Genomic DNA, 24,128 nt, shown 5'->3' on the forward strand with positions numbered 1-24,128 from the left:
TATTAATAAGTCACTTTTTACCGATTTTGAGCCTCAAACGAGAAGAAAAGGCACATTTCCGGGTCGGAAAGTGCCGATCTTGCCACTTGGGGGCTGCCGATTAAAAATCGGACGAATTCCCGGATTCGTGATCACCATCAAGTTTGGCCGGCCGCAAGATGCTGTTCATCAGCGCCCGCAGCTTGAGGGGTTTGACCGGTTTGCTGATGTAGCCGTAGCCGTGTTCGCGGATCTGTGCCTGCAGCTCGCTCTTGCGATCCGCGCTGATGATGATGCCGCCGATATGGTTGCCGTGGGCCAGACGCAGCATGTGCAGCGCCTGCAATCCGGTCTTGCCGTCGTCCAGATGGTAATCGGAGAGCACCAGCTGCGGCAGGAAGCCGCCGGCGATGAGATCCTCTGCCTGGGCCTGGCTCTGGGCGCACACCACCTCGCAGCCCCAGCGCCCCAGCAGTGACTGCATGGCGATCAGGATATCGCTCTCGTTGTCGATGCAGAGCACCCGGATCCCCTCCAGTTGGCTGTCGCGCTGGGCGGGGGCCGCCACCTGCGTCGTTGCGACAGGACGGGTCGCCAGGTTGAGGGTGACGGCAAACACCGAGCCCGCCCCCGGCCAGCTGCGCAGGGTCAGGTTGTGGCCGAGCACCAGGGCGATGCCGCGAGCGATGGCAAGGCCGAGCCCCAGCCCCTGCTCCCGCGCGGTGCGGGAGTGATCGAGGCGGGAGAACTCGTCGAAGATCGCCTCCTGCTTGTCGGCCGGAATGCCGGGGCCGTTGTCCCACACCTCGATGCGCACCTTGTCGCCGAGCCGGCGACAGCCGAGCAGCACCCGCCCCCCCGGGTTGTAGCGAAAGGCGTTGGTGAGGAAGTTTTGCAGCACCCGCCGCAGCAGGCGCACGTCGCTGTAGACCGCAAGGCTGCTCTCCACCACCGAGAACTGGATCTCCCCCGCCTGGGCCAGCACCCCGAACTCCGCCTTGAGGTTGTCGAACACGTCGCGCAGGGCAAAATCCAGCTTCTTGGCCTTGAACTTGCCCGCCTCGAGGCGCGAGATGTCGAGCAGATCGGTGATGAGATCCTCGGTCGCCCCCAGCGCATCGTCGATGTGGCGGGCGATGCGGGCCGGCTCGTCCGCCGGCGGCAGCATCTCCAGCAGGGAGGAGGTGAACAGCTTGGCGGCGTTGAGGGGCTGGGTCAGATCGTGGCTCACCGCCGCCAGGAAGCGGCTCTTGGAGTGGTTGGCCCGCTCCACCTGCTGGTTCACCAGCAGCAATTGGCGGTTGAGCTCGGAAAGCTCGTGGGTGCGCTCGGCCACCCGCGCCTCCAGGTGTTCGTTGGCCTCGCGCAGCACCCGCTCGGCGTCGCGAAACGGGGTGATGTCGGTAAAGGTCATCACGAAGCCGCCCGCCGGCATGGGGTTGCCCTGCATCTCGATCACCCGGCCATCGGGGCGCTCGCGGGCCGAGATGTGCTGGCTGCCCCGCTGCATGAAGGCAACCCGCCGCGCCACCTGGGCCTCCACATCGCCGGGGCCGCACAGCCCCTGCTGGGCGTTGTAACGGATGATCTCCTCGATGGGGCGGCCCACCTGGATGAGGCCGGGGGGATAGTGGAACAGCTCGATGTAACGCCGGTTCCAGGCCACCAGCTTGAGCTCCCGGTCCACCACCGAGATCCCCTGCCCCATGTGCTCGATGGCACCCTGCAGCAGGCCGCGGTTGAAGCGAAACACGTCGGAGGCCTCGTCCACTATGGTGGCGATCTCTTCCAATTGCATGTTGCGCCCCTGCAGGGCCGAGGCCAGCACCAGCCGCGCGGACGAGGTGCCGAACACCCCGGCCAGCAGCCGCTCGGTGTGGGCGATGAGCTCGGCGGAGGCCTGCATCTGGGGCGCCAGGGTGCCGCCCCGCTCGCCGGCGAAGCGGCCGAAGGCGCGCTTGACCCGGCTCGAACCGACGAAGCGGGCCGCCAGCATTTCCAGCTCCTTGACCGAGACCCGTGCCTGATAGAGCGCCGTGGTGTCGCGGCTCGGCTTGCCGACGAAGTTGGCCGCCTGCAGCCGCTCGCTCACCGCCGGGCGGGAGAGCAGGGAGCCCGCCACATAGCCGGCAAGGTTGAGCAACAGGCTCAGGAAGATGCACCAGGCCCCCAAGCTCAGGTCGCGTACCGCGGGCCAGTCGGGCGGCGCCAATAGGGCGGCCAGCGGCGAGCCGGCCAGCAGGCCGCTCTCCGCCAGCAGGGTGGCGAACCAGAGGCTGACCCCGAGGGCGAGGCCGAGATAGACCCCCTTGCGGTTGCCGTGCCGCCAGTAGAGGCCGAGCAGCAGGGCCGGCGCGAACTGGGCCACGGCACCGAACGACAGATAACCGATGCGCGACAGGCTGGTGAGATCGCCGAGCCAGAGGTAGAGCCCCCAGGCCGCCAGCAGGATCAGCAGGATGGCGCCGCGGCGCACCTGCAGCAGCAGGCGCACCAGCCGCTCGTCCCGCCCCTGCTGCCAGAAGCGGCGCAGCAGCACCGGCAGCACCAGATCGTTGCTGACCATGATGGCCAGCGCTATGGTGCAGACGATCACCATGCCGGTGGCCGCCGAGGTGCCGCCGAGAAACGCCAGCAGCGCCATGCCGTCGAACCCGAGCGACATGGGCAGGCTGATCACATAGGTATCCGAGGCCATGCCGGCCCCCACCCACTGCTTGCCCGCCAGCGCCAACGGCCAGATGAAGAGCCCCATCATGAACAGGTAGAGCGGGAACAACCAGCGCGCCCAATGCAGATCCTGGCCCTGGTTGTTCTCCACCACGGTCACGTGAAACTGGCGCGGCAGGCAGATGACGGCGCACATGGCCACCAGGGTGTAGATGGCGAGCTCCAGCAGGCTGCCCGGCGTTACCGCCACCACCGCATCGAGAAAATCGCTGGCCACCAGGGTGCGGGCCTGGCTCGGCTTGCTGAGGATGAGCCAGAGCGCGAAGCTCCCCACCGCCATGAAGGCGAGCAGCTTGACCACGGATTCGAAGGCGATGGCCACCACCATGCCCCTGTGGTGCTCGGTGGCATCCAGGTGGCGGGTGCCGAACAGTATGCTGAACAGGGCCAGCAGCAGGGCCACCCCGAGGGCCAGCCCGGCGGTATTGCCGGTGGGGCCGGCGGGCACAGGGTTGGCCATCAGCAGATCCAGCCCGGTGACGATGGCTTTGAGCTGCAGCACCAGGTACGGAAGTATGCCCATGATGGCGATCAGCGCGATCACCATGGCCAGGCGCTGGGACTTGCCGTAACGGGCGGCGATGAAGTCGGCGATGGAGGTGATGTGCTCGCGCTTGGCCACCAGGATGAGGCGAGCCAGCAAGCGCCAGCCGAACAGAAACACCAGCATGGGGCCCAGGTAGATGGGCACGGGCGACCAGGGCGACTCGCTGGCCTGGCCCACCGTGCCGAAGAAGGTCCAGGAGGTGCAGTAGACCGCCAGCGACAGGCTGTAGAGCAGGGGCTGGCCCTGGAGGCGACGCCGTTTGTTCTTGTCCGCCACGTAGGCGATCAGAAACAGCAGCCCCAGATAGGAGAGCGACAATCCGATCAGCAACCATCCCTGGTGCATCTGTAACCTCTTGTCCGTGTTGAAGATTCAAGCGCAGCAGCAGCCAGTCTAGAGAGCTGCCCGGAAAATGTCATCTCCTTATTGCGACGAGAATTTATCGTTTTTCAATAAAAAACGGTTGAATAAATATCGAAAAACGATAAACATCTGTCTGTGTTTATTGATAAACGATAACTCGGCGCTACGCGTGGCCCACCCTTTCACTCAAAGAGGTAAGCGATGAAACACAACAAGCTCGAACGCATGAGCAGCCTGATCGAATGGATCCTGCTGGCTACCCTGCTGGCCACCCCCGTCCTGACGGTCATGGGGGTCTGGTCACACCTGATCGGCGGCAGCGACTACCTGCAGCAGGAGCTGCAAGAAGCGCTGAATGTGGAAGAGAGTTCGGTGCTCGGCAAGGTGCCCCTGACCACGGAGTCGCTCCCGCAGGCCAGCACCCAGCCCGCCGTTGCCGACTATCCCCTCACTTTGGGAACCCGCCTGCTGGGCACCCTGGTGATGCTGCTGCCGGATCTGGTGTTCATGCTGATGCTGTGGCAGCTGCTCCAGCTGTTTCGCGGCTACCGGCAGGCCATGCTGTTCACCTTCAGCCAGATCCGTCGCTACCAGTGGATCGGCCTGCTGCTCTGCGTCAGCTTCGTCACCAAGATCGGCACGACGCCGCTGCTGGACATAGTGCTCACCCTGCCGGGACCCGAGCTGCACGGCAAGATCAACATCAGCTCGTCGGACTTCCAGCTGCTGCTGGCCGGGTTGATCGTCTCGGCACTGGCCCTGGTGATGCGCGAGGCCAAACTGCTGGCCGATGAACAACAACTGACGGTGTGAGGATCCTATGCCCATCATCATCCGACTCGATGCCCTGCTGGCCGAACGCAAGATGACCGCCCGCGAGCTGGCCCTGCGGGTCAACATCACAGAGGCCAACCTCTCCATCCTGAAAAACGGCCATGCCAAGGCGGTTCGCTTCTCCACCCTGGAGGCGATCTGCCGCGAACTGGGCTGCCAGCCCGGGGATCTGCTGGCCTTCGAGGAGGAGCGTTGATCCCCTATGAGTCGCCATCTCACCCTGTGTGCCCTGTGGTTGCTGCCGCTGTGGGCCTGCGCCGCCGATGGTACCAGCGGCCCTCGCTACCTTGTCGAGCAGGGCAGCCGTGCCAATGAGTTGCAGGTACGCCTCACGATGCAGGGCAATCCCCCTTTTACCCTGCTCCCCGCTCGTCAGTTGCCGGGCAGCACCGCGCCGATTTCACCCAAGCTGGTCTGTCTTGCAGACAGCCAGCCGGTGGCCCTCAACCAGCCCTTCTCCTGCCAAGAGGTCGGCTGGCAGGTAACCCTCACTCCGGCGCCAGCCCTGGGGGCCGATGCCTCGGCCCAGGCATCGCTGCTGTTTGCCCCCAATCGGTGGCTATTGACCGAATGGGGCAATCTGGTGCGCCAGCGAGGGAGTCGCCAAGGGGAAGTCTGTCTGCCGGACGGCAGTTGCCAGCCGCTGCCGGACCTCAATCAGCCGCCGCTGATCCTGCCATTTGGTCTGGCCACAGTGCCCGTCACCGAACGGGATCCCAGGCTGCTGCTCAGCCATGACGAGACGGCCAATCAGCTCGATCTGCCGGCCCTGCAGCAACAACTGAACGAGATCATCGACTATCTGGCCTTCCAGCTCGATGTCACCCCGCCCACTCAGCCGTGGCGGCTGGTGTGGCTGGGACGGGATGTGGCGACCCGCTCCCTCGGCGGCGCCGCCGGGGATCAGGTGTTTGTCGCCAACTACCCCACCAGGGATGGCAAGCCTACGCCACTGGCGCCACTGCGTCTGCTGCGCACTTCCGCCCACGAGGCGGTGCACATCCTCAGCACCGCGCCACAGCCCACCTGGGTCAACGAGAGCCTTGCCGAGTACCTTGCCATCAAGGCGCTGCGCCGCTTTCGGCTGCATCAGGTCACGGCGGTCAACGAGCTGGCCGAACGAGGCAAGCAGTTGCCCCATGGCGAGAGCGGCCTCTATCGGGCGGCCTGCGAGGTGATGGCAGGGGATCGCTCCTACTACCCGCTCTTTTACGTCAAGGGGAGCGCCTTCTGGGAAACCTTGGACAGGGAGCTGCAACACAATGACGCCACCCTGGCCCGGCTGCTGCCTCAGCTGGGCTGGCTGGCGGATGGTCGCTTTGATACCGCATCCAATGAGCTGCTTGCTGGCACCATAGGCTCGGATACCTGGCGCCGTCTGAGCCGCCACTATCTTGGCGAAGCGCGGTAACGCCGCACGCCGCAACGAAAAAGGGAGAGCCATGGCTCTCCCTTTTGCTGTGTGATGATTCAGACGGGTCGGTATCAGACCGGAACATGCCCCTGCCCAGACGGAGTAACTGGGCGCAGGCGCAGCACGAACACCGGCAGCACCACCAGCACCATCAGGAAGAAGATGCTGCCCCCCAGCGGTTCGTAGAGCAGACCGCACAGGGTCATCAGGGCGGCCACCGTCATGCCGAGCCCCAGCGCCGCATAGAGCGCCTGGGTCGGGATCAGCTGCTCGGCCGGCAGCTGGCGGGTCATGAAGCGCACGGCGCCGAGGTGGCTGACGCAGAAGGTGACCGCATGCAGCAGCTGGCCCGCCACCAGCACCAGGATCTCGGTGGAGGCTCCAAGCAGGATCCAGCGCACCACGCAGCCCAGCGCCCCCACCAGAAACAGAGTCTGGGCGCCGAAGCGGTTGAGGAAGCGCTTGTCGGCGGCGAACATGCCGATCTCCGCCACCACCCCCAGCGCCCACAGATAGCCGATGGTGGTGCCGCTGTAGCCCGCCGCCTTCCAGTGAATGGCGCTGAAGCCGTAATAGGCGGCGTGACTGCCCTGCAGCAGGGCCGAGATCAGCAGGAAGCGGCGCACCTGGGGGGACTTGAGGGTATCGAGCAGGGAGGCCTTGGCCCGCTCGCCCTGGATGTCCCGCGGCGCCGGGTGCAGCGGCAGCCAGCTGAGCAGCAGCATCAGCAGCAGCCCGGCCACCATGGTGTGCAGCACCCACTCGCTGCCAAAATTCCCCACCAGGGCCCCCACCAGGGTCGAGGCGACGATGAAGGCAAAGGAGCCGCACAGGCGCACCTTGCCGTAGTCGAGGTGCGCCTGCACCACCATGCGGGTGGCCAGCGCCTCCCCCACCGGCATCAGGGTCGGGTAGATGAAGTTCGCCACCAGGGTCAGTCCCACCAGCCACCAGAGGTTGTGGCTGAGATAAAAGCCGAGGAAGGCCAGCAGACTGAGCAGGCAGAGCAGGCGGGTGGCCGGCAGCAGGTGCCCCGCCCCTTTGATCTGCCCCATCACCATCAGGTTGCCGGCAAAGCGGATCGCCATGCCGGCACCGAGCAGCAGGCCTATCATCTCCGCGCTCACCCCGATCCCCTCCAGCCAGAGCGACCAGAACGGCAGATAGGCACCATAGACGAAGTAGAAAGCACCAAAAAACAGGGCTAACCAGGAGAAGGCGGGCATAGATCCTCGGCAAGGGGGAAGATGGGGCACAAATGATAACCGATTTGCCGGTGGGGATCCTGCGATCCCGGGTGGGAAGCCACGCAGATAATAATGAAAAACATCAATAAAATTGAACTATTGGCGCAAGACCGGTGTCTATCGAGTAATACCTCCTCCTGGTTAGTGTTGCAATCCTTCCACCCGCCACCGGCGGGTTTCTTTTTGGCCATTCGCTTGCGCCATGAAAAAGGGGCCCGCAGGCCCCTGGTCGTGATGGGTATTCATCAGAACACGTACTTGACCCGTGCACTCAGGTTGCGACCCGGCTCGGTCTTGTTGCTGATGCTGGCACTGGCGCTCTGCCCCGTGATGCTCTCGTAGTTGACGTACTCCTTGTCAAACAGGTTGAAGACGCCAACGTTGAACTGCAGATCCTGCACCGGCTTGAACTGGGCGTAGATGTCCACCACGCCCCAGCCTGCGCTCTTGATGTTGTCGTTGCCCTTGGCATCCTTGCCCACCTTGCTCATGTCGTCGGCAAAGCGCAGGGCGGTGTTGATGTTCCAGTTGGCCTGCTCCAGTCGTACCCCCAGGGTCCCCTTGAGCGGGCTCAGGCTGTTGATGTAGTTGCCGTCGCCATCCTTGCCCTCGATGTAGGAGAGGTTGCCCCAGACGTTGACCAGATCGTTCAGCCAGTAGTCCGCCTTGGCCTCGGCCCCCTTGGTGGTGGCCTTGTCCAGGTTCTGGTACTGGTAGACGGCGGTGCGCCCTTCGGTGCTCACCTGGCCCAGCTCGATGAAGTCGTCGTACTTGTTGTAGAAGGTGGCCACTTCATAGCTGAAACCGCCGGCGCTGCCGCGTACCCCCAGATCGATGCCGTCGCTGCTCTCGGGTTTGAGGTTGGTGTTGGGCTCGATGCGATAGCCGTACGCCTGGTGGTTCAGGGTGGAGAAGGCGTTGTCATACATGGGAGTCTTGTAGCCGTGGCTGTACTGGGCGAACAGGTTGGCCGCCTCGTGCGCCTTGAATACCAGTCCCAGCTTGGGCGAGAACTCCCCTTCGGAGAAGCGTTTGAGATTCTCGCCCGTGTAGGCGGGATCCTGATCCGGGTTCATCCGGTAGTAGTCATAGCGGGCCCCCGGCGTCAGCACCCAGCGCTCGCCAAACTTCAGCTCGTCAAACGCCCACAGGGCGCCGTGCTCTGTGGTGGTGGAGGGGAAGCTCAGCTCGCTGTAGCCTTCAAAATCCCCCGCCACGGTCGGCGCCTTGAAGCGGGTCCGCTCGTTGTCGGTGTGCTCATACTCCAGGCCCCAGGCCAGTCGCTGGCTATCCAGCGCCTTGCTGAACTTCACCTGGGCGCCCAGACTCTTCTGCTCGAAACCGTTGTGATCCAGCGAGTTCTTGGTCACATAGGGGTTGGTCGGCCGCACCGGGTATTTGGAGGAGGCGTACTGATCCATGGTCTGCTTGGTGCGGGCGTAGTAGATCTTGCTGTCGATGCGATCGACCCAGGGCGCCTGCAGGGCGATGCCGTGATCCAGCACCAGCGACAGGTTGTCGGTATCCTTGTCGGTGATCGGCTGGTTGAAGACAGAGCCCGCCTTGGTGAGGTCGACCGCGTCGGGATCCTGACCCTCGGTGAAGTAGTCGACGGTCAGCTTGAGGAACTGGCTATCGCTCAGGTTCCACTGGCTCTTGAACAGCACGGCCTGACTGACGATGTCGAACTCGTTCTTGTCGCTGTCGTAGTTCTGGGTCACCCCGCCGTCACGCCAGGTGTAGCGCAGCAGGTTTTCCAGCTCGCCGGTACGCAGGGCACCGGTAAAGCCCGCCATCTTCTGGTGGCTGCTGGAGGCATAGCCGGAGGTGGCGTCCAGATAGCTGTCGCGCCCCTTGAGGAAATCCGCCGCATCCTTGGTGGTGATGGCGATGACGCCGCCCAGCGCATCGGAGCCGTAGGCGGCCGAGGCCGGCCCCTTGACCACCTCGACCTGCTTGATCATGTCGGTGTCGAAATAGCTCTGGCCCACGCCGCCGTTCTTGTAGGCGTCGTTCTCGCGCACGCCGTCGCGCACTATCTTGACCCGGTTCTCGCCCATGCCGCGAATGATGAAGGTCTGGGCATCGCCGGCACCGCCGAGGGCGGTGACGCCCGGCTCGTAACGGAACAGGTCGGCAACGTTGCTCACCACCTGCTCTTCAATCTGTTCGGCGGTAATGACCGAGATGGGACCGGAGACATCTTCCAGTTTCTGCTCCATCCGGGAGCCACTGACCACCATGACGTCATCTGCTTTCTTGTCCGCCGCGAAAACCGGGGAAGCGAGGCCGGCCGCCACGGCAAGGGCGACCAGCGATAGGGTGTTGTTATGGGCCACTGCAAATCCTTATTGAGAACTGTTATCAAACAGCAGGCATCTTACTCACCTCTCAACAAATATCAATAATAAACGGAATCATTCTCATTTTCTTTTGTCGTAATTAGGTTCTACACTACGCCCCTCTGTTTTCCCGCCCGCCATGCTGCCATTGTATGGTGCAGGCACCTCATCGCTGCGAGACACCCATGACCCGACTTCTGCCCCTGCTCACCCTGCCCCTGCTGCTGGCCGCCTGTGCCACGACGGCCCCCGTCAACGATGCCGGCACCCTCTATCACTATCAGCTCAAGGCCACCCAGGGGGATGCGCTCACCCTGGAGCAGGCCCTGATCCGGGTGGCGGATGCCGACATAGTGCTGGTGGGCGAGCTGCACACCCACCCGGCGGTGCACCTGCTGCAGGCCAGAATGCTGGCGGGCCTGGCCGACACGGCACAGGCAGACGGCCGCCCCCTGGTGCTCTCCATGGAGCAGTTCAGCCGCGCCGATCAGCCGGTGCTGGATGCCTACCTCGCCGGTCGCATCGGCGAGGCCGCCCTCATTCGCGACGGCAACGCCTGGCCCAACTACCCGAGCGACTATCGCCCGCTGGTGGAGTTCGCCAAGGCGCACCACCTGCCGGTCATCGCCGCCAATGCCCCCAAACCGCTGGTGAGCTGTGTCGGCCAGGAGGGGCCGGCCTGGCTGGATCAGCTGCCCGCCAGCCGCCGCAGCCAGCTGGCCCGCACCCTCACCCTCGGCGATGATCCTTATCGCCAGAAATTCATGGCATCGCTCCATCATGGGGATGCCGACGGCAACGCCCGCCGCTTTGCCGCCCAGACCAGCTGGGACGACACCATGGCCGAGAGCATGGTGGATTACCTGCGCAGCCACCCGGGCCGGCGCATCATGCACATCGCCGGCAACTTCCACGTGGAGGGGGGACTGGGGCTGGCTAGCCGCATCGCCAGCCGCAACCCGGCCCTCAAGGTGGCGCTGGTCGTGCCTGAGCTGACGGCGCCGCAAGCGGGTAAGGAGCAAGCAGCGGCAGCCGGCCGGGTGGCCGACGTGCGGGTCGGCATCGCCCCCCTGCCGGAACGCTGGCTAAATGCCGATGAAATGAAGCAAGATATGGGCGCACTGCATCAATCCCGCAGTCGTGACTGCAGCCAGTGGCTGCAACCCTGACCTTGCGTCTGAGGAGCCCAGTGGCTGCCACCCTGACAAACAATTGCCCAAGGATTTCATATGGATGTGTTACTGGTCATCGACATGCAACAGGGGCTGTTCACTCAGCCTCGCCATCAGGACGCCCAGGTCATCGCCAATATCAATCGATTGGCCGAGCGCGTGCGGGCAGAACAGGGTCGTGTCATCTATGTGCAGCACGATGCCCCCGGTTCCGAAGTGGATCCCGCCAGTCCGGGCTGGCAGCTGCACGCCGATCTCGCCCCGCAGGGGCATGACAGCCGGGTGCGCAAGACCGCCTGCGACAGCTTTCTCGACACCGAGCTCGGTTTCCTGCTGGCGGAGCAGCCGGTGGACAGGCTGCTCGTCTGCGGCTGTGCCACCGATTTTTGCGTCGACACTACCCTGCGCAGCGCCGCCGCCCGCGGTTTCGAGGTGGTGGCGGTGACCGACGCCCACACCACGGCGGACCGGCCCCACCTGAGCGCGGAGCAGATCATCGAGCACCATCACTGGATGTGGCGTCACCTCAGCCTGCCAAAAGGCAGAAGCGTGACCCTGCTCACGACGGATGAGCTGCTCGGCGCCACCCAACCCGAGCCGGCATGTTAATCTGCCCGCTTTGAAGCGATCACCCGATTGGAGTCTTGTGTGCGTCTACTCTCTGCCGTTGCCTTCACGCTGCTGTTACCGGCAATCACCGCCTGCTCCGGCTTGCCGGGGCGCCAGCCGGATGGCCCGGCCCCTCTGTTCAGGACCCACATCAACGAGGAGGGAAGCAAGCGCTTCACCTTCGAGGCCGCCCCGCTCGATACCCTGCCCACCCGCCTCCAGAACGATGACGGCAGCAGGCTGAGCAGGAACAAGAGCCTGCTGGAGCGGCGCGAAGCACTGCAGGATGCCCAGCTCACCCAGGCACTGACCGAGCGCAAATACTGCCGCGAAGGCTACATAGTGCTCAGCCAGACTTCCTGGAAGATCCGGGGTGAATGCAACGAGACCGCCACCCGGGCCGACCGCGACGCCTTTCCCAACAAGGCCTCCTGGCAGGATTGAGGGAAAACCGTCCATAAAAAAACGGGCAGCCCCAGGGCTGCCCGTTTTTTCATCCTGGCGATCCGCGCGGATCAGACCGGCGCGTCGGCCGGGCTGGTCAGCTCGGCGCCATTGTCGATGCGCTTGTGCCCTTCCACCAGGTGGACGAAGTCCACCAGCTCGTCGCCGGAGACCCGGAACGCCTGGCCGAAGCCCTTGACGAACAGCCCCTGCTCGGGCTTGAGACGAAACAGCACGAAATCCTTGAGGTTGGAGAGCCCTTTGACTATCTCGCCAAAGCGCCCTTCCAGCGCCGCCACTGCCTTCTCCCAACGCACGTCGTCGCGGGCCACCACTTCGGCCAGCGCATCGAAGGTGAGGCGCTTGCGGGCAAACAGTTCGCGGGCCCCGTTCTCGTCCTCGATCAGCATCAGCGACACCTTGGGCACCTGTTGCAGGTTGCGGGCGTGGCGGGCGATCTCGGAGATGAGCACATAGTAGCCATCTTCCTGCAGCACGAAGGGGGCATAGCTGGCATTGGGGTTGCCTTCACTGTCCACCGTCGCCAGCTGCAGGGTGCGGCAACCGTCGCGAAACTCGCGGATCTCCGGTTGCAGGCGGTTCTGCAGACGCTCCTGACGTTCACTCATGCTTTGACTTCCTCTTGATACTGGTGGCGCAGGGCCATGAAGCGTTCCACCTGGGCCGGCAGCAGCTGACGCTGCTCGTCACGCCCCAGATAGACCTTGAAAATGCAGCGACCGCTGTGGCCGAAGAACTGGAAGGAGTGCCCCTCCTTGCCCATGAACAGCTTGCTGACCAGGGCAATACCGACCACGTTGTCGAGCTTGAGGTGGCCGTGCATCTCGCCGTCACGCCCCATCAGGTTGTAGTAGCCACGGGCGCTCTTGCCGCGGGGGAAGGGGGCCTTCACCTCGAAGATGGAGCCGTCGGATTCGACGATGGTGGTCACCTGGCCCCAGTCGGCCAGATCCGCCAGCAGGGCTTCTGCCTGCTCGGCGGGCACCAGGGTAACCAGCTCGGCCGGCAGGTGGCGCACCACCTCCCATTCGCTGACGGCCAGCTCGGCGGCGATGGTGGACGGGTGAGCGCCGGGATCTTGTGCCAGCAGCCCATGAATGCGTTGTGCAATGCTCATCGGTTCTCCCTTGGGATGCCTGCGGCATCCCTGTTCTGTCATGGCGGATACTGTAATGAAGGCCCCAAACCAATGCAATTGATAATCGCTTTCATTCTCAGTGCATTTTTTTCGACGGCTTGATATTCTCGGCGGCAATCCCACTTCATTTACCCTTCGGAGGTTAGCATGGGCCGTCGTTTTGCCCTCGCACTCAGCCTGCTCGGCTGCTCAGCCCTGTCCCTGCCCGCTCTGGCGCAGGAACGTATCGTCAGCATAGGCCCGGCCACCACTGAACTCATTCTGGCACTCGGGGGCGAGCAGAGCCTCATTGCCACCGACATCAGCAGCCCGGAGCCGAAGAACCTGCCGCGGGTCGGCTATCACCGCGCCCTCGCCGCCGAAGGGATCCTGAGCCTGGCGCCGACCCGGCTGGTCGGCAGCGACGAGATGGGGCCGCCGCCCGCCCTGGCGCAGCTGCGCCGGGCCGGGGTCGCGGTGGACGTGCTGCCCACCGCCCCCACCCTCGCCAACCTCAATCAGCGCATCGATACCCTGGCCACCCTGCTCAAGGACCCAGCCGCCGGCACCCGTCTGAAGGCCGAGATCCAGACCCAGAGCGAGCTGCTGGCCGCCCAGGCCAAGCAGAACAAGCCGCTCAAGGTGGTCTTCCTGCTGTTGCACAAGGGCCAGCCCACCAGCATCGCCGGCGGCAACACCACCGCCAGCGCCCTGCTCACCCTGGCCGGTGGCGTCAACCCGGTGGCCCAGCTGCAAGACTACAAGCCCGTCTCCACCGAATCCCTGATTGAGCTGCAGCCCGATCTGGTGCTGGTGAGCGGCCGCGACTGGCAGCAGTATCAGGATCCTGAAACCGTGCTGAGCCAGGTGCCCGCCCTTTCCGCCACCCCGGCCGGCAAGAACAGGGCCATCCATGCCATCGACGGTCACGCCCTGCAAGGGGGGCTCAGCCTCACCTCGCTGCAGCAGGCCAGCCAGATCGCCAAGTGGATCAAGCTGGGTTCATGATGCGTCTGCCACTGCCCTGGCTGCTGTGCCTCACCGGCGGCGCACTGGCGCTGCTGCTGGTCGGATCGCTGGCCACCGGCCCCATGGCCCTCTCCTTTGGCGAGAGCCTGCGTGCCCTGTTCGCTGGCCAAGGGAGCGGGATTGAGGCCCATAAACTGCTGATCGTGCAGGAGATCCGCCTGCCACGCACCCTGCTCTGCATCGCCGTGGGGGGGATTCTCGGCCTCTGCGGCGCCGTGATGCAGGGGCTGTTTCGCAACCCCCTGGCCGACCCCGGCATCATCGGGGTCTCCGGCGGGGCGGCGCTCGGCGCGGCGCTGGCCATCGTGCTGCTGGCCCCCCTCGGCCAGCAGTGGCAGAGCCTGCTCGGCATCGGCCTGCTGCCCCTGCTCGCCTTCCTCGGCGGCGCGCTGACCACCACCCTCGTCTATCTGCTCGGCACCCGCGAAGGAGGCACCTCGGTCACCGTCATGCTGCTGGCCGGGGTGGCCGTCACTGCGCTGTCCGGCGCCGTGATCGGCCTGCTCACCTATCTCGCCGACGATCAGATGCTGCGCAACCTGAGCCTGTGGCAGATGGGGTCGCTGGCGGCGGGCAAGCCGGTGGACGTGACGCTGGCGCTGCTGACCCTGGTTGCCCTGCTCATCCTGTTCTTGCGCGATGCCAACCCCCTCAACGCCCTGCTGCTGGGTGAAGGGGAGGCCCGCCACCTCGGCATTCAGGTGCAGTCCCTCAAGCGGCGGCTGATCCTGCTCACCGCCGCCGGGGTCGGCGTGGCGGTGGCGGTGGCCGGCATGATAGGTTTCGTCGGCCTGGTGGTGCCCCACCTGGTGCGGCTGCTGGCTGGCCCCAACCATGTCCGGCTGCTGCCGCTCTCCGCCCTGCTCGGGGCCGCCCTGCTGCTGGGCGCCGACATGCTGGCCCGCACCCTGCTGGCACCGGCCGAGATGCCGGTCGGCATCATCACCGCCCTGCTGGGCGCCCCCTTCTTCATCTGGCTGCTGGTCAAGGGCCGCCGCACCCTTTAACCGGAGGACTCATCTTGTCAGCTTCATCGACCCTGCTGCACTGTCGCCAGCTCAGCCTCAGCCGGGGCGGCCGCCCCATCCTGGACAGGCTCGACCTCAGCCTGCAGGCGGGCAGCCTCACCGCCCTGCTCGGCCCCAACGGCGCCGGCAAGAGCTCGCTGCTCAAGTGCCTCACCGGCGAGCTGGAACATGAGGGGGAGATAGATCTGTTTGGCCGGGAGCGGCGGGAGTGGGCCGGCAACGAGCTGGCCCACCGTGTCGGCGTGTTGCCGCAGAGCTCGTCCCTGAACTTCCCCTTCCTGTGCGAAGAGGTGGTGGCCATGGGCCGACTGCCCCACAGCGAGCCGGCCAGCCGACGCGACGAGATAGTGCGGGCCGCCATGACCCATGCCGGGGTGGATCACCTGGCCGGCCGCCTCTATCCCGGTCTCTCCGGCGGGGAGCGCCAGCGGGTACAGTTCGCCCGGGTGCTGGCCCAGATCTGGCAGGCCCCGGAGGAACCTCAACAAGCGCGGCTGCTGCTGCTGGACGAACCCACCTCGGCGCTCGATCTCAAGTACCAACACCAGCTGCTCACCATGGCGCGCGCCCTCGCCGCCCGCCATACCGCCGTGCTGGTGGTGCTGCACGACCTCAATCTGGCGGCCCGTTACGCCGACCGGCTGGTGATGCTGGAGCAGGGCAGAGTGATGGCCGACGGCCCCCCGCGCGAGGTGCTGACGCCTGATCTCATCGACCGGCTCTACGACTACCCGGCCCGGGTGATCACAGACCCGCAGGGGATGTATACCGTCGTCCTGTAGGGCGATTTCTCGCTCATACTGCAAGGGTGTCAATCACGGATGCTTGCCCCATGCCTGCTCGTCTGCTGTTGCTCTGGCTCCTCTCCCCTCTCTGCGTTGCCGCCCCCCTGCGTCTGGTCGTCCAGGAGTTTGCCCCCTACAGCTTCATGGGCAGTGACAACCAGCCGACCGGCGCCATGGTGGACATGGTCAAAGAGGCGTGCAGCTACTGGCCTGAAGGATGCCAGATCACGCTGCGCCCCAATCTGCGGGCCAGAAAAGAGCTGGATCTGGGGGAAGTGGACGGCATGTTTCCGCTCGCCTGGAGCGATGCCAGGGCAAAGACGCTGAGCTACTCGGTACCGCTGTGCAAGGCGAGCTGGGGCATCTTTGCCCACGTCGACGAAATTGACGCGCCGCTGACTCTGGCTCGCCTTGGTCACGCACGGATCGGGGTGACCAGAGGCTCCTTCAGCGAGACCTTGCTGCGCCAGCTGGACGACACCCTGCACCAGCAGGGGATCCCCCCGATGCAGCTGGAACTCAACGTCAACGATGATTATGCGAACCTGCTCAAGATAGAGCGACAGGGGCGCTACAACCTCTACTTCTCCAACCTGGATGTGGCCCTCTATCGACTCAACCTCAGTGGCGCCTCGAAGATCAGGCTATGGCAGAAGAGTCACGAGGCGAACTACTACATCGCCTTCAACCGCCAACGCATGAGCGAGGCGCAGCTGGCAGCCTTCAACCAGATCCTGACCCGGCTGGAAGCCCAGGGCAATCTGCTGCGGCACAGGGTGCACTGGGGTCTATCCTCACCACTGTCCGATCATCGGCTGCACACCCTTTTTCCACCCGGTTCACAGAGGCCTCACGCCAACTGATAGCGACCCGGCTTGTGGTTGAGTGTCAACACCAGGTTACAGATGATGGCCGCCACCACGGAGAGGGCCAGGATCCAGGGCTGCACCACGAAGAAGGAGGCGATGACGATGGTGCAATCCAGCCCCATTTGCAGCTTGCCGGCGCGGATGCCGAAGCGCTCCTGGATAAACAGCGCCAGGATGTTGAAGCCGCCCAGGCTCGATTTGTGGCGGAACATGATGAGCAGCCCCATGCCGATCAGGGTGCCACCGATGAGCGCCGCGTAGACCGGCTCAATCTTGCCTATCTGCAGCACGGCATTGAGGTGATCCGTCATGAAGGAGACGGTCGCCACCGAGACGAAGGTGTTGAGGGTGAAGCGCGGCCCCATCCTGAGCCAGGCCAGGGCATAGAAGGGCAGGTTCATGCCGAAGAACAGCAGGCCGAAGCTCAGCCCGGTCACCTGCTGCAGCAGCAGTGCCAGCCCGGCAGTGCCGCCGGTGAGCAGGCCCACCTGATGAAACAGAAAGATGCCGAGAGAGACGAAGCCGGCGGCGGTCAGCAGGGCGATGATGTCTTCATAGAGGGGGTGCGCAGTACGAGCAGACTGCGCCGAGACGGGGGTGTTGTCCATAACCGGTATCCAATAGCGAAGTAAAAGAGTGTCTGTTGCCCATATCGCGGGCGCGAGCCCTGTCCACAGGGCTTCGTTATGGGATTCAGTCTATTTTTTGCGACCATGATCACAATAGTCGCCGCCCACGCCCCGTTTTGGTGCCTGTCATTCTCCATTGACAGCCGCTGCACCAAGATGCAGCATGCCGCGCCTGAGCCGCTCCCACCTTGACGAAAAGGGCGGTTTGCCATGGCACAGACGCGCCGGCTCTGCTACAACGCGCGCAGCCCCAACTCCAGCACCACCATCAGGAGCCCCATGATCTGCACAGGACCCCAGCCATGAAGTATCTGGTCACCGGCGCCGCCGGTTTTATCGGTTTTCACGTCGCCAGACGGCTGTGTGAGGCGGGTCATCAGGTGGTGGGGCTGGACAACCTCAACGACTACTACGAGGTGAGCCTCAAAGAGGCTCGCCTGGCGATGCTGACCCCCTTCCCCCATTTTCGCTTCGTAGAGGGCGAGCTGGCGGACCGGGCCGGCATGGCCGCCCTGTTTGCCGAGGGGCAGTTCGAGCGGGTGATCCACCTGGGCGCCCAGGCGGGGGTGCGCCACTCGCTGGAAAACCCCTTTGCCTACAGCGAGAGCAACCTCACCGGCATGCTGACGGTGCTGGAGGGGTGCCGACAGCACGACATCCAGCATCTGATCTACGCCTCCTCCAGCTCGGTCTACGGCATGGGCGAACAGCTGCCGTTCAGTGCCGATCAGCAGGTGGACCACCCGGTCTCCCTCTATGCCGCCACCAAGAAGAGTGGTGAGCTGATGGCCCACGCCTACTCGGCGCTCTACGGTCTGCCCACCACAGGGCTGCGCTTCTTCACCGTCTACGGCCCCTGGGGCCGACCCGACATGGCCATCGCCAGGTTCACCCACGCCATCCTGGCGGGCGAGCCCATCGACGTTTACAACCAGGGCGATCTCAGCCGTGACTTCACCTTCATCGACGACATCGTCGAGGGGATCCTCGCCGTCGCCGAGCTGCCACCCCGCCCCAACCCTCACTGGCACGCCGGCGAGCAGAGCCCGGCCGAGAGCGCCGCCCCCTACCGCATCCTCAACATCGGTCATGGCCAGCCGGTGCGGCTGCTCGACTTCATCGAGGCGCTGGAACAGGCGCTGGACAAGCCCGCCATCAAGCGGATGCTGCCGATGCAGGCGGGCGACATGCACGCCACCTGGGCCGACAGCGAGCCCCTTCACACCCTCACCGGCCTGCGCCCCGCCACCTCCATCGAGGAAGGGGTCGCCGCGTTCGTGCGCTGGTATCTCGACTACTACCAACCCGCTGAACTGGTGTAGCCATCCCGACCGGACACTGGGTGCGCCCTGCTACGGCCGGCTGAAAATTGTTTGATGAGTTAATGGAATGGCGCCGCACCACCTCCCCCCCTTAGGATGGGGATGTGAAGCGGATGGCGGTTTGCCGGACACCGGCTGGGGTATACTGGCCGCACTTGGTGCCACACGGGCACGCATCCGCCCCCTCACCATGATGAGAAGGAGTCACCTCATGATCCGTATTCTGCTGTTGCTGGGCGCCGCCTTGTCTGCCTACGGACTGCAACAGAGCCATACCCTGGCGCCGCTGCTGAGCCTGCTCGGCCTGCTCTCGCTCTGGGTGGCGAGCGAAATTCGCCTGATGTATCGCCAGCTGCCCGCCGCCGAGCCGGACGAGCAGCCCTATCACCTCGACGTCTGAGGGGCCAGGGACAACTGATTTAGCCACCTCTTTATCGCCACCGACCACCTGGATGCACGGCCAGCCCCTGCTAGGACTGCATCGGCCATTGGTTCCATACCGTTTTGATCTCTGGATACCCGGATCCATAACAACAGGATCCACTGGATTAATGGCAGAACGGGCCATGTTCCCCTATATCTTCTGTACCCCAACAGGAGAGAATCCATGTCGAGCCTCAGCGAAAACAGGCTGTTTTTGCTGCTTTTTTTATCGCTGTTGCTGGCCGGTAACGTGCAGGCAGCGGCGCAAAGCAGGGATTTCAGACAGGCACCCAAGGCGCTCAGCGCACTGAAGCAAGGGCAACAGGCACAGAGTCAGGGCAACCTGACCCAGGCCATCCACTTCTACTGCGCCGCCGCCACCACGGGTAACCCGGAAGGTTATTTTCGCATCGGCCGCCTGCTCGCCACCGGCCCGGGCTCGGTTCGCAACCCCCGCATGGCCAACGCCTACCTGGCCATGGCGATCCGTCTTGGCAACCAGCAGGCCATCCGTTACTACAACAGCCGGGTCGGCAATGCCGTGATGGGGGATCAGTGCGGCAGCGGCGTCGGCGGATCCGGCGGTTACTTCGCCGCCATCCCCACCACCCCCTTCAATCTGGAGGCCTATCTGGCACGCCAGTCGCCCGCCAAACAGAAGCTGGCCAACATGCTGCGCCACGCCGCCAAGCGCCACCGCATCGACGAGCGGCTGGTACTGGCCATCGCCATCGCCGAATCCAACCTCGACAGCCGCGCCGTCTCCCCCAAGAATGCCCAGGGGCTGATGCAGCTCATTCCCGAGACCCAGCAGCGCTTCGGGGTGACCCGCCCCTTCGATCCGGAGCAGAACATCAAGGGCGGCGTGGCCTACCTCAAGTGGCTGCACACCCATTTCGACGGCAACTGGACCCTGATGTCGGCGGCCTACAACGCCGGCGAAAAATCGGTGGAGCAGTATGGCGGCATCCCCCCCTATCAGGAGACCCAGCAATATGTGCGGCGGGTGCTCTACTTCGCCGGCCACAAGCAGCCCTGAACCCGGCTCACTGGCAGTCCGCTATTGACAAAAACCACCCCCCTCATTTGCGCAATCGTTTGCTTTTCGTTAGGATCCGGCGCTTTCTCGCACCTTCTACAGGTAATCCATGAATTTCATCAAACGCTGCTCACGCCTGCTCACCCTGTTTGCCCTCTTCTCCTCCGCCGTCGTGGCGGCCAATCCGGCCCCCGCCCCCATCCTGATCCAGGGGGCGATGGACGTCGAAGTCGAGACCCTGGTGGCCGCCCTCAAGGAGAAGCAGGAGCTGACCGTGGGCGCCTGGACCTACTGGCAGGGCACCCTCTCGGGTTATCCGGTGGTCGTCTCCCGCACCGAGGTGGGACTGGCCAATGCCGCCGCGGCCACCACCCTCGCCATGGAGCGCTTCCGGCCACGCTTCGTCATCAACCAGGGCACGGCGGGCGGCCACGATCCGGCGCTGCACCGGGGCGACATCGTCATCGGCACCAAGAGCTTCAACATGGGGGCCTACCGCAGTGACCTGACGCCCGCCGAGCAGGGCGTCGATCCGAGCAAATGGCACAACTTCGAGGTCACCATGCGCCTGCGCGACAACGGCAAGCTGGTAGAACACACCGCCTTTGCCGGCGATCCCGAGCTGGTCGGCCGCGCCCTCGGCATGGCCGACGGTTATCGGCACGGTCGGGTGGTCCCCGGCATCATAGGCACCGCCGACGAGTGGAACCGCCAGGTCGCCCGCATCAACTGGCTGCACCAGACCTACCAGACCGCCGCGGAAGAGATGGAGACCTCGTCCGCCGCCTTGGTGGCGGAGGCCTACAAGGTGCCCTTCGTCGGCATCCGGGTGCTCTCCAACAGCGATCTGCACGGTGAGGAGTTCGATCCGCAAACCGCCATCCACTGCCAGCAGTTCGTCATCGATTACGCAAAGGCGCTCATCAGCGGCTTCAACAAAGCCTGACATGCCAGAGAGGCCGCCACTGTGGCGGCCTCTTTGCCCTACAACACCCATTCTGCGGCATTACCCGCTTTTTTCTCGGCAGACTGACCTCAGCCGGCAGGTAACACCTTGCGCCCATAGTGGCGGTAGTAGCCCACCAGGTTGCTGACCAGAAACAGCCCCTCCATCAGCGCCGCCACAGGCGACCCCACCAGCAGGTTGTTGACCAGCCAGCAGAGGGTGCCCAGCAGCATCCAGCGCCGCAGCAGGCGATCATCCGGGCAAAACGCAGCCCGGGTCTGCAGCAGACTGGCCAGCAACCCCAGCAGGACGAGCGGCCCCTGATAGGTGGCGAGCACCGCGAGGCAGGACAACCCCATAAAGAGCCACATCAAGAGGCGGCGTGTGGCCAGCATGCTGACCACGAAGCGCAGACTCGCCAGCCAGAGCAGCAGGGCGGCCGACCACTGCCCCAGCAGCGCAAAATGGGCGCCATTGAGGGCGCAGGAGAGCGCCAGGCAGGCCAGAATGGCCCGGCGCGCCCGCAGCTGAAACGACAGCAGATCCAGCAGCAGCGCCAGGCTCACCACCAGTTGTGACCACAAAAACAGCGACATCATCCCCACTCCAGGCTTGTTCGAGGGGCCCAGCATGGCGGGAATGGGCGCGGCGCGGCATTAACCCGTGTTAATGCGCCGGCGGATCCGCGACAGGGTGACCGGGCTGATGCCGATGTAGTTGGCGAGCTGCACCTGGGTGAGCCGCGCCGGCCAGTGGGGGAAGGTACGGCAGAGCTCCCGGTAGCGCTCTTCGGGGGAGTGGAGCAGCAAGAAGGCCTCCTTGCACTCCTTGTAGCACAGCTGTTGGCGCAGCAGGGCCATGCAGACCGGCTGCCAGGCGGGTTCGTCCAGCAGGGCGAGCGGCACCCGCACCAGTTGCAGCGCCGTGACGGCCTCCAGCTGGTAGCGGGCAGGCGACCCGCTGAGCCAGCTGTCGTAAAGCAGGCAGAGCTCCCCTTCGAAGTAGAACTCCTTGCAGCGCTCCTGCCCGTCCCGGGCGTAGTGGCAGGCGCGGGCGATGCCCCGCTCGATATAGAAAGCCGACTCCTGCATTGCCCCCTGAGCCAGCAGCGGCTGACCCGGCTGCAAGGTCAAACGAGGCAGGCGGGCGGCAAGCGGCTCACCGATGGCGGGCGCCAACCCCATGGCGACGAGGGTGGCCGCCAGAGACGGGGCTGAAGGCAGGCTGGTCATGCAAACTCCGGGGCAAACTGGGCCTTCATCATGCCAAGTTTGGCAGCCCGTTGCAGCAGGCTGTGATGGCCCCGGCAAAGGGGATGGCCGGCCGGGTGCCACCTTTGCCCCCCCTCGCCCATTGGTTTACAATCGACGGGTTTTTTGGAACCCGGTTGGCGACCCGCCGACCTGGCCCCACCACGACATCAGTCTGTTAGTGCCAAGACATTAACCTGCTGAAAAGGAAGAGAATTAGCCAATGGCTCAATTTATTTACACCATGAACAGGGTCGGCAAGGTAGTGCCGCCCAAGCGTCATATTCTCAAGAACATCTCCCTCTCCTTCTTCCCGGGCGCCAAGATCGGCGTGCTGGGTCTGAACGGCGCCGGTAAATCGACCCTGCTGCGCATCATGGCAGGCATCGACACCGAGATCGAAGGGGAAGCCCGTCCGCAGCCCGGCATCAAGATTGGCTACCTGCCACAGGAGCCCAAGCTGGATCCGGAGCAGACCGTGCGTGAAGCGGTCGAAGAGGCGGTCGGCGAGGTAAAACGCGCCATGGCCCGGCTGGACGAGGTCTATGCGGCCTACGCCGACCCGGATGCGGATTTCGACAAGCTGGCCCGCGAACAGGGCGAGCTGGAAGCCATCATCCAGGCCCAGGGCGGCCACAACATGGAAAACCAGCTGGAGCGCGCGGCCGACGCCCTGCGCCTGCCGGCCTGGGATGCCAAGATCAAGCACCTCTCCGGTGGTGAGCGCCGCCGTGTGGCCCTGTGCCGCCTGCTGCTGGAAAAGCCGGACATGCTGCTGCTGGACGAACCGACCAACCACCTGGACGCCGAGTCCGTGGCCTGGCTGGAGCGCTTCCTGCACGACTACGAGGGCACCGTCGTTGCCATCACTCACGACCGTTACTTCCTCGACAACGTGGCCGGCTGGATCCTGGAGCTGGACCGCGGCGAGGGTATCCCGTGGGAAGGCAACTACTCCTCCTGGCTGGAGCAAAAAGATGCCCGTCTGGCGCAGGAAGCCAGCACGGAAGCGGCTCGTCGCAAGTCCATCGAGAAAGAGCTGGAGTGGGTTCGCCAGAACCCGAAAGGCCGTCAGGCCAAATCCAAAGCCCGTATGGCCCGCTTCGAAGAGCTCAACACCAACGACTACCAGAAGCGCAACGAGACCAACGAGCTGTTCATTCCGCCCGGACCGCGCCTCGGCGACAAGGTGGTGGAAGTGGCCAACCTGCGCAAATCCTACGGTGACCGGGTGCTGATCGACGATCTGTCGTTCGCCATTCCGAAGGGGGCCATCGTCGGCATCATCGGCCCGAACGGCGCCGGTAAATCCACCCTGTTCCGCATGATGTCGGGTCAGGAGCAGCCGGATTCCGGCGCCATCACCCTGGGTGAGACCGTGGTGCTGGCCTCTGTCGATCAGTTCCGCGACAGCATGGATGACAAGAAGACGGTGTTCGAGGAAGTCGCCGACGGCCAGGACATCCTGCGCATCGGCAACTACGAGTTCCCGAGCCGCGCCTACATCGGCCGCTTCAACTTCAAGGGCGCCGATCAGCAGAAGCGGGTTGGCGAGCTCTCCGGTGGTGAACGCGGCCGTCTGCACCTGGCCAAGCTGCTGCAGACCGGCGGCAACGTGCTGCTGCTGGATGAACCGACCAACGATCTGGACATCGAAACCCTGCGCGCCCTCGAGAACGCCCTGCTGGAGTTCCCGGGTTGCGCCATGGTCATCTCCCACGACCGCTGGTTCCTCGACCGCATCGCCACCCACATCCTGGACTATCAGGACGAGGGCAAGATCGAATTCTTCGAAGGCAACTTCACCGAATACGAAGAGTGGAAGAAGAAGACCTACGGCGCCGAGGCGGTCCAGCCACACCGTGCGAAATACAAGCGCATCGCCAAGTAACAGGGCAAACAAGTGCGGCTTCTGCATCAGCCGCACCGTTCCCACCACGACGAGTACAAGCGCATCGCCAAGTAAGCCGGCAAATGCGACAAGGGGAG

Annotated in this window: 23 protein-coding genes; 15 read left to right on the plus strand and 8 right to left on the minus strand. The window is 64.4% G+C overall.

What is annotated here, in order from left to right; translation table 11 throughout:
* Positions 1 to 100: 100 nt before the first annotated feature.
* Positions 101 to 3,601 carry a hybrid sensor histidine kinase/response regulator gene (locus CK627_RS21345; protein WP_095593337.1) on the minus strand — a complete coding sequence of 1,167 codons (3,501 nt, stop codon included), beginning with the start codon at positions 3,599 to 3,601 and terminating at the stop codon, positions 101 to 103.
* A 219-nt stretch (positions 3,602 to 3,820) separates the two neighbouring features.
* Between CK627_RS21345 and CK627_RS21350 the strand changes: the two genes are divergently transcribed.
* Genes CK627_RS21350 through CK627_RS21360 form a run of 3 tightly spaced genes read left to right on the plus strand, consistent with a single transcriptional unit; the run spans position 3,821 to position 5,864 of the window.
* Positions 3,821 to 4,432: a DUF2975 domain-containing protein gene (locus tag CK627_RS21350; protein WP_042009128.1), complete on the plus strand. Its 612-nt coding sequence runs from the start codon at positions 3,821 to 3,823 to the stop codon at positions 4,430 to 4,432.
* Between the two features lie 7 nt (positions 4,433 to 4,439).
* On the plus strand, positions 4,440 to 4,649 hold the full coding sequence (locus tag CK627_RS21355) for a helix-turn-helix domain-containing protein (RefSeq protein WP_005304071.1): 210 nt from the start codon (positions 4,440 to 4,442) through the stop codon (positions 4,647 to 4,649).
* Positions 4,650 to 4,655: 6 nt separating this feature from the next.
* Entirely contained in the window at positions 4,656 to 5,864 is a 1,209-nt protein-coding gene (locus tag CK627_RS21360) for a hypothetical protein (protein WP_095593338.1), read from the plus strand.
* 74 nt (positions 5,865 to 5,938) lie between these two features.
* On the opposite strand, the gene CK627_RS21365 is transcribed toward CK627_RS21360, so the two are convergent.
* Positions 5,939 to 7,093: a 3-phenylpropionate MFS transporter gene (locus CK627_RS21365; RefSeq protein ID WP_095593339.1), complete on the minus strand. Its 1,155-nt coding sequence runs from the start codon at positions 7,091 to 7,093 to the stop codon at positions 5,939 to 5,941.
* A gap of 266 nt (positions 7,094 to 7,359) precedes the next feature.
* Positions 7,360 to 9,453 (minus strand): TonB-dependent hemoglobin/transferrin/lactoferrin family receptor, encoded by a 2,094-nt coding sequence (locus CK627_RS21375; RefSeq protein ID WP_054544208.1) that lies wholly within the window; start codon positions 9,451 to 9,453, stop codon positions 7,360 to 7,362.
* Between the two features lie 188 nt (positions 9,454 to 9,641).
* Here CK627_RS21375 and CK627_RS21380 point away from each other — a divergent pair, with 188 nt between their 5' ends.
* From CK627_RS21380 to CK627_RS21390, 3 genes are read left to right on the plus strand one after another with little or no spacing between them, the layout of a single operon-like run.
* Positions 9,642 to 10,625 (plus strand): ChaN family lipoprotein, encoded by a 984-nt coding sequence (locus tag CK627_RS21380; protein WP_095593341.1) that lies wholly within the window; start codon positions 9,642 to 9,644, stop codon positions 10,623 to 10,625.
* Between the two features lie 60 nt (positions 10,626 to 10,685).
* Positions 10,686 to 11,237, plus strand: coding sequence for a cysteine hydrolase family protein (locus tag CK627_RS21385; RefSeq protein ID WP_005304086.1), 552 nt, complete (start codon positions 10,686 to 10,688; stop codon positions 11,235 to 11,237).
* A 39-nt stretch (positions 11,238 to 11,276) separates the two neighbouring features.
* Positions 11,277 to 11,681 carry a hypothetical protein gene (locus tag CK627_RS21390; protein WP_017779150.1) on the plus strand — a complete coding sequence of 135 codons (405 nt, stop codon included), beginning with the start codon at positions 11,277 to 11,279 and terminating at the stop codon, positions 11,679 to 11,681.
* Between the two features lie 71 nt (positions 11,682 to 11,752).
* Here the strand turns inward: CK627_RS21390 and hutZ are convergent, their stop codons facing one another.
* Complete coding sequence (gene hutZ / locus CK627_RS21395; protein ID WP_005304092.1) at positions 11,753 to 12,310, minus strand: heme utilization protein HutZ; 558 nt, start codon at positions 12,308 to 12,310, stop codon at positions 11,753 to 11,755.
* Positions 12,307 to 12,819 carry a heme utilization cystosolic carrier protein HutX gene (gene hutX / locus CK627_RS21400; RefSeq protein WP_005304096.1) on the minus strand — a complete coding sequence of 171 codons (513 nt, stop codon included), beginning with the start codon at positions 12,817 to 12,819 and terminating at the stop codon, positions 12,307 to 12,309. Before hutX ends, hutZ begins: the two co-directional genes overlap by 4 nt.
* A 168-nt stretch (positions 12,820 to 12,987) precedes the next feature.
* Here hutX and CK627_RS21405 point away from each other — a divergent pair, with 168 nt between their 5' ends.
* Genes CK627_RS21405 through CK627_RS21420 form a run of 4 tightly spaced genes read left to right on the plus strand, consistent with a single transcriptional unit; the run spans position 12,988 to position 16,524 of the window.
* Positions 12,988 to 13,827 (plus strand): heme/hemin ABC transporter substrate-binding protein, encoded by an 840-nt coding sequence (locus CK627_RS21405; RefSeq protein WP_095593342.1) that lies wholly within the window; start codon positions 12,988 to 12,990, stop codon positions 13,825 to 13,827.
* A complete protein-coding gene (locus CK627_RS21410; RefSeq protein ID WP_167385399.1) occupies positions 13,824 to 14,855 on the plus strand; it encodes a FecCD family ABC transporter permease in 1,032 nt (343 codons plus the stop codon). The genes CK627_RS21405 and CK627_RS21410 overlap by 4 nt, the downstream gene beginning before the upstream one ends.
* A 14-nt stretch (positions 14,856 to 14,869) precedes the next feature.
* A complete protein-coding gene (locus CK627_RS21415) occupies positions 14,870 to 15,658 on the plus strand; it encodes a heme ABC transporter ATP-binding protein (RefSeq protein ID WP_095593343.1) in 789 nt (262 codons plus the stop codon).
* A 50-nt stretch (positions 15,659 to 15,708) separates the two neighbouring features.
* Entirely contained in the window at positions 15,709 to 16,524 is an 816-nt protein-coding gene (locus CK627_RS21420) for a substrate-binding periplasmic protein (RefSeq protein WP_095593344.1), read from the plus strand.
* Here the strand turns inward: CK627_RS21420 and CK627_RS21425 are convergent.
* Entirely contained in the window at positions 16,512 to 17,138 is a 627-nt protein-coding gene (locus CK627_RS21425) for a YitT family protein (protein ID WP_095593345.1), read from the minus strand. The two genes, CK627_RS21420 and CK627_RS21425, sit on opposite strands and share 13 nt — an antisense overlap.
* Before the next feature lie 323 nt (positions 17,139 to 17,461).
* On the opposite strand from CK627_RS21425, the gene CK627_RS21430 reads away from it, so the two are divergent.
* The 4 genes from CK627_RS21430 (at position 17,462) to CK627_RS21445 (ending at position 20,889) form a co-directional block, all read left to right on the plus strand.
* On the plus strand, positions 17,462 to 18,481 hold the full coding sequence (locus tag CK627_RS21430) for an NAD-dependent epimerase (protein WP_095593346.1): 1,020 nt from the start codon (positions 17,462 to 17,464) through the stop codon (positions 18,479 to 18,481).
* A 211-nt stretch (positions 18,482 to 18,692) separates the two neighbouring features.
* On the plus strand, positions 18,693 to 18,881 hold the full coding sequence (locus tag CK627_RS21435; RefSeq protein WP_011704892.1) for a hypothetical protein: 189 nt from the start codon (positions 18,693 to 18,695) through the stop codon (positions 18,879 to 18,881).
* Positions 18,882 to 19,088: 207 nt separating this feature from the next.
* Entirely contained in the window at positions 19,089 to 19,943 is an 855-nt protein-coding gene (locus tag CK627_RS21440; RefSeq protein ID WP_005304122.1) for a lytic transglycosylase domain-containing protein, read from the plus strand.
* 109 nt (positions 19,944 to 20,052) lie between these two features.
* Entirely contained in the window at positions 20,053 to 20,889 is an 837-nt protein-coding gene (locus CK627_RS21445) for a phosphorylase family protein (protein WP_167385400.1), read from the plus strand.
* Between the two features lie 89 nt (positions 20,890 to 20,978).
* On the opposite strand, the gene CK627_RS21450 is transcribed toward CK627_RS21445, so the two are convergent.
* Together CK627_RS21450 and CK627_RS21455 are read right to left on the minus strand one after the other, a co-directional pair.
* The gene (locus tag CK627_RS21450; protein WP_167385401.1) at positions 20,979 to 21,488 is read right to left on the minus strand and encodes a YgjV family protein; all 510 of its coding nucleotides are present in this window, start codon (positions 21,486 to 21,488) and stop codon (positions 20,979 to 20,981) included.
* 57 nt (positions 21,489 to 21,545) lie between these two features.
* Positions 21,546 to 22,121: a Crp/Fnr family transcriptional regulator gene (locus CK627_RS21455; protein ID WP_043171015.1), complete on the minus strand. Its 576-nt coding sequence runs from the start codon at positions 22,119 to 22,121 to the stop codon at positions 21,546 to 21,548.
* Between the two features lie 241 nt (positions 22,122 to 22,362).
* On the opposite strand from CK627_RS21455, the gene ettA reads away from it, so the two are divergent.
* Positions 22,363 to 24,030 (plus strand): energy-dependent translational throttle protein EttA, encoded by a 1,668-nt coding sequence (gene ettA / locus CK627_RS21460; RefSeq protein WP_010634931.1) that lies wholly within the window; start codon positions 22,363 to 22,365, stop codon positions 24,028 to 24,030.
* Positions 24,031 to 24,128 lie beyond the last annotated feature (98 nt).

The organism is Aeromonas dhakensis, from assembly GCF_002285935.1.
GTDB classification, from domain to species: domain Bacteria; phylum Pseudomonadota; class Gammaproteobacteria; order Enterobacterales; family Aeromonadaceae; genus Aeromonas; species Aeromonas dhakensis.

Coding starts and splice junctions, on each gene's coding strand:
- CK627_RS21345 (WP_095593337.1), bottom strand. CDS start 3,601: ATGCACCAGGGATGGTTGCTGATCGGATTGTCGCTCTCCTATCTGGGG.
- CK627_RS21350 (WP_042009128.1), top strand. CDS start 3,821: ATGAAACACAACAAGCTCGAACGCATGAGCAGCCTGATCGAATGGATC.
- CK627_RS21355 (WP_005304071.1), top strand. CDS start 4,440: ATGCCCATCATCATCCGACTCGATGCCCTGCTGGCCGAACGCAAGATG.
- CK627_RS21360 (WP_095593338.1), top strand. CDS start 4,656: ATGAGTCGCCATCTCACCCTGTGTGCCCTGTGGTTGCTGCCGCTGTGG.
- CK627_RS21365 (WP_095593339.1), bottom strand. CDS start 7,093: ATGCCCGCCTTCTCCTGGTTAGCCCTGTTTTTTGGTGCTTTCTACTTC.
- CK627_RS21380 (WP_095593341.1), top strand. CDS start 9,642: ATGACCCGACTTCTGCCCCTGCTCACCCTGCCCCTGCTGCTGGCCGCC.
- CK627_RS21385 (WP_005304086.1), top strand. CDS start 10,686: ATGGATGTGTTACTGGTCATCGACATGCAACAGGGGCTGTTCACTCAG.
- hutZ (WP_005304092.1), bottom strand. CDS start 12,310: ATGAGTGAACGTCAGGAGCGTCTGCAGAACCGCCTGCAACCGGAGATC.
- hutX (WP_005304096.1), bottom strand. CDS start 12,819: ATGAGCATTGCACAACGCATTCATGGGCTGCTGGCACAAGATCCCGGC.
- CK627_RS21405 (WP_095593342.1), top strand. CDS start 12,988: ATGGGCCGTCGTTTTGCCCTCGCACTCAGCCTGCTCGGCTGCTCAGCC.
- CK627_RS21410 (WP_167385399.1), top strand. CDS start 13,824: ATGATGCGTCTGCCACTGCCCTGGCTGCTGTGCCTCACCGGCGGCGCA.
- CK627_RS21420 (WP_095593344.1), top strand. CDS start 15,709: ATGCCTGCTCGTCTGCTGTTGCTCTGGCTCCTCTCCCCTCTCTGCGTT.
- CK627_RS21425 (WP_095593345.1), bottom strand. CDS start 17,138: ATGGACAACACCCCCGTCTCGGCGCAGTCTGCTCGTACTGCGCACCCC.
- CK627_RS21430 (WP_095593346.1), top strand. CDS start 17,462: ATGAAGTATCTGGTCACCGGCGCCGCCGGTTTTATCGGTTTTCACGTC.
- CK627_RS21435 (WP_011704892.1), top strand. CDS start 18,693: ATGATCCGTATTCTGCTGTTGCTGGGCGCCGCCTTGTCTGCCTACGGA.
- CK627_RS21440 (WP_005304122.1), top strand. CDS start 19,089: ATGTCGAGCCTCAGCGAAAACAGGCTGTTTTTGCTGCTTTTTTTATCG.
- CK627_RS21445 (WP_167385400.1), top strand. CDS start 20,053: ATGAATTTCATCAAACGCTGCTCACGCCTGCTCACCCTGTTTGCCCTC.
- CK627_RS21450 (WP_167385401.1), bottom strand. CDS start 21,488: ATGATGTCGCTGTTTTTGTGGTCACAACTGGTGGTGAGCCTGGCGCTG.
- CK627_RS21455 (WP_043171015.1), bottom strand. CDS start 22,121: ATGACCAGCCTGCCTTCAGCCCCGTCTCTGGCGGCCACCCTCGTCGCC.
- ettA (WP_010634931.1), top strand. CDS start 22,363: ATGGCTCAATTTATTTACACCATGAACAGGGTCGGCAAGGTAGTGCCG.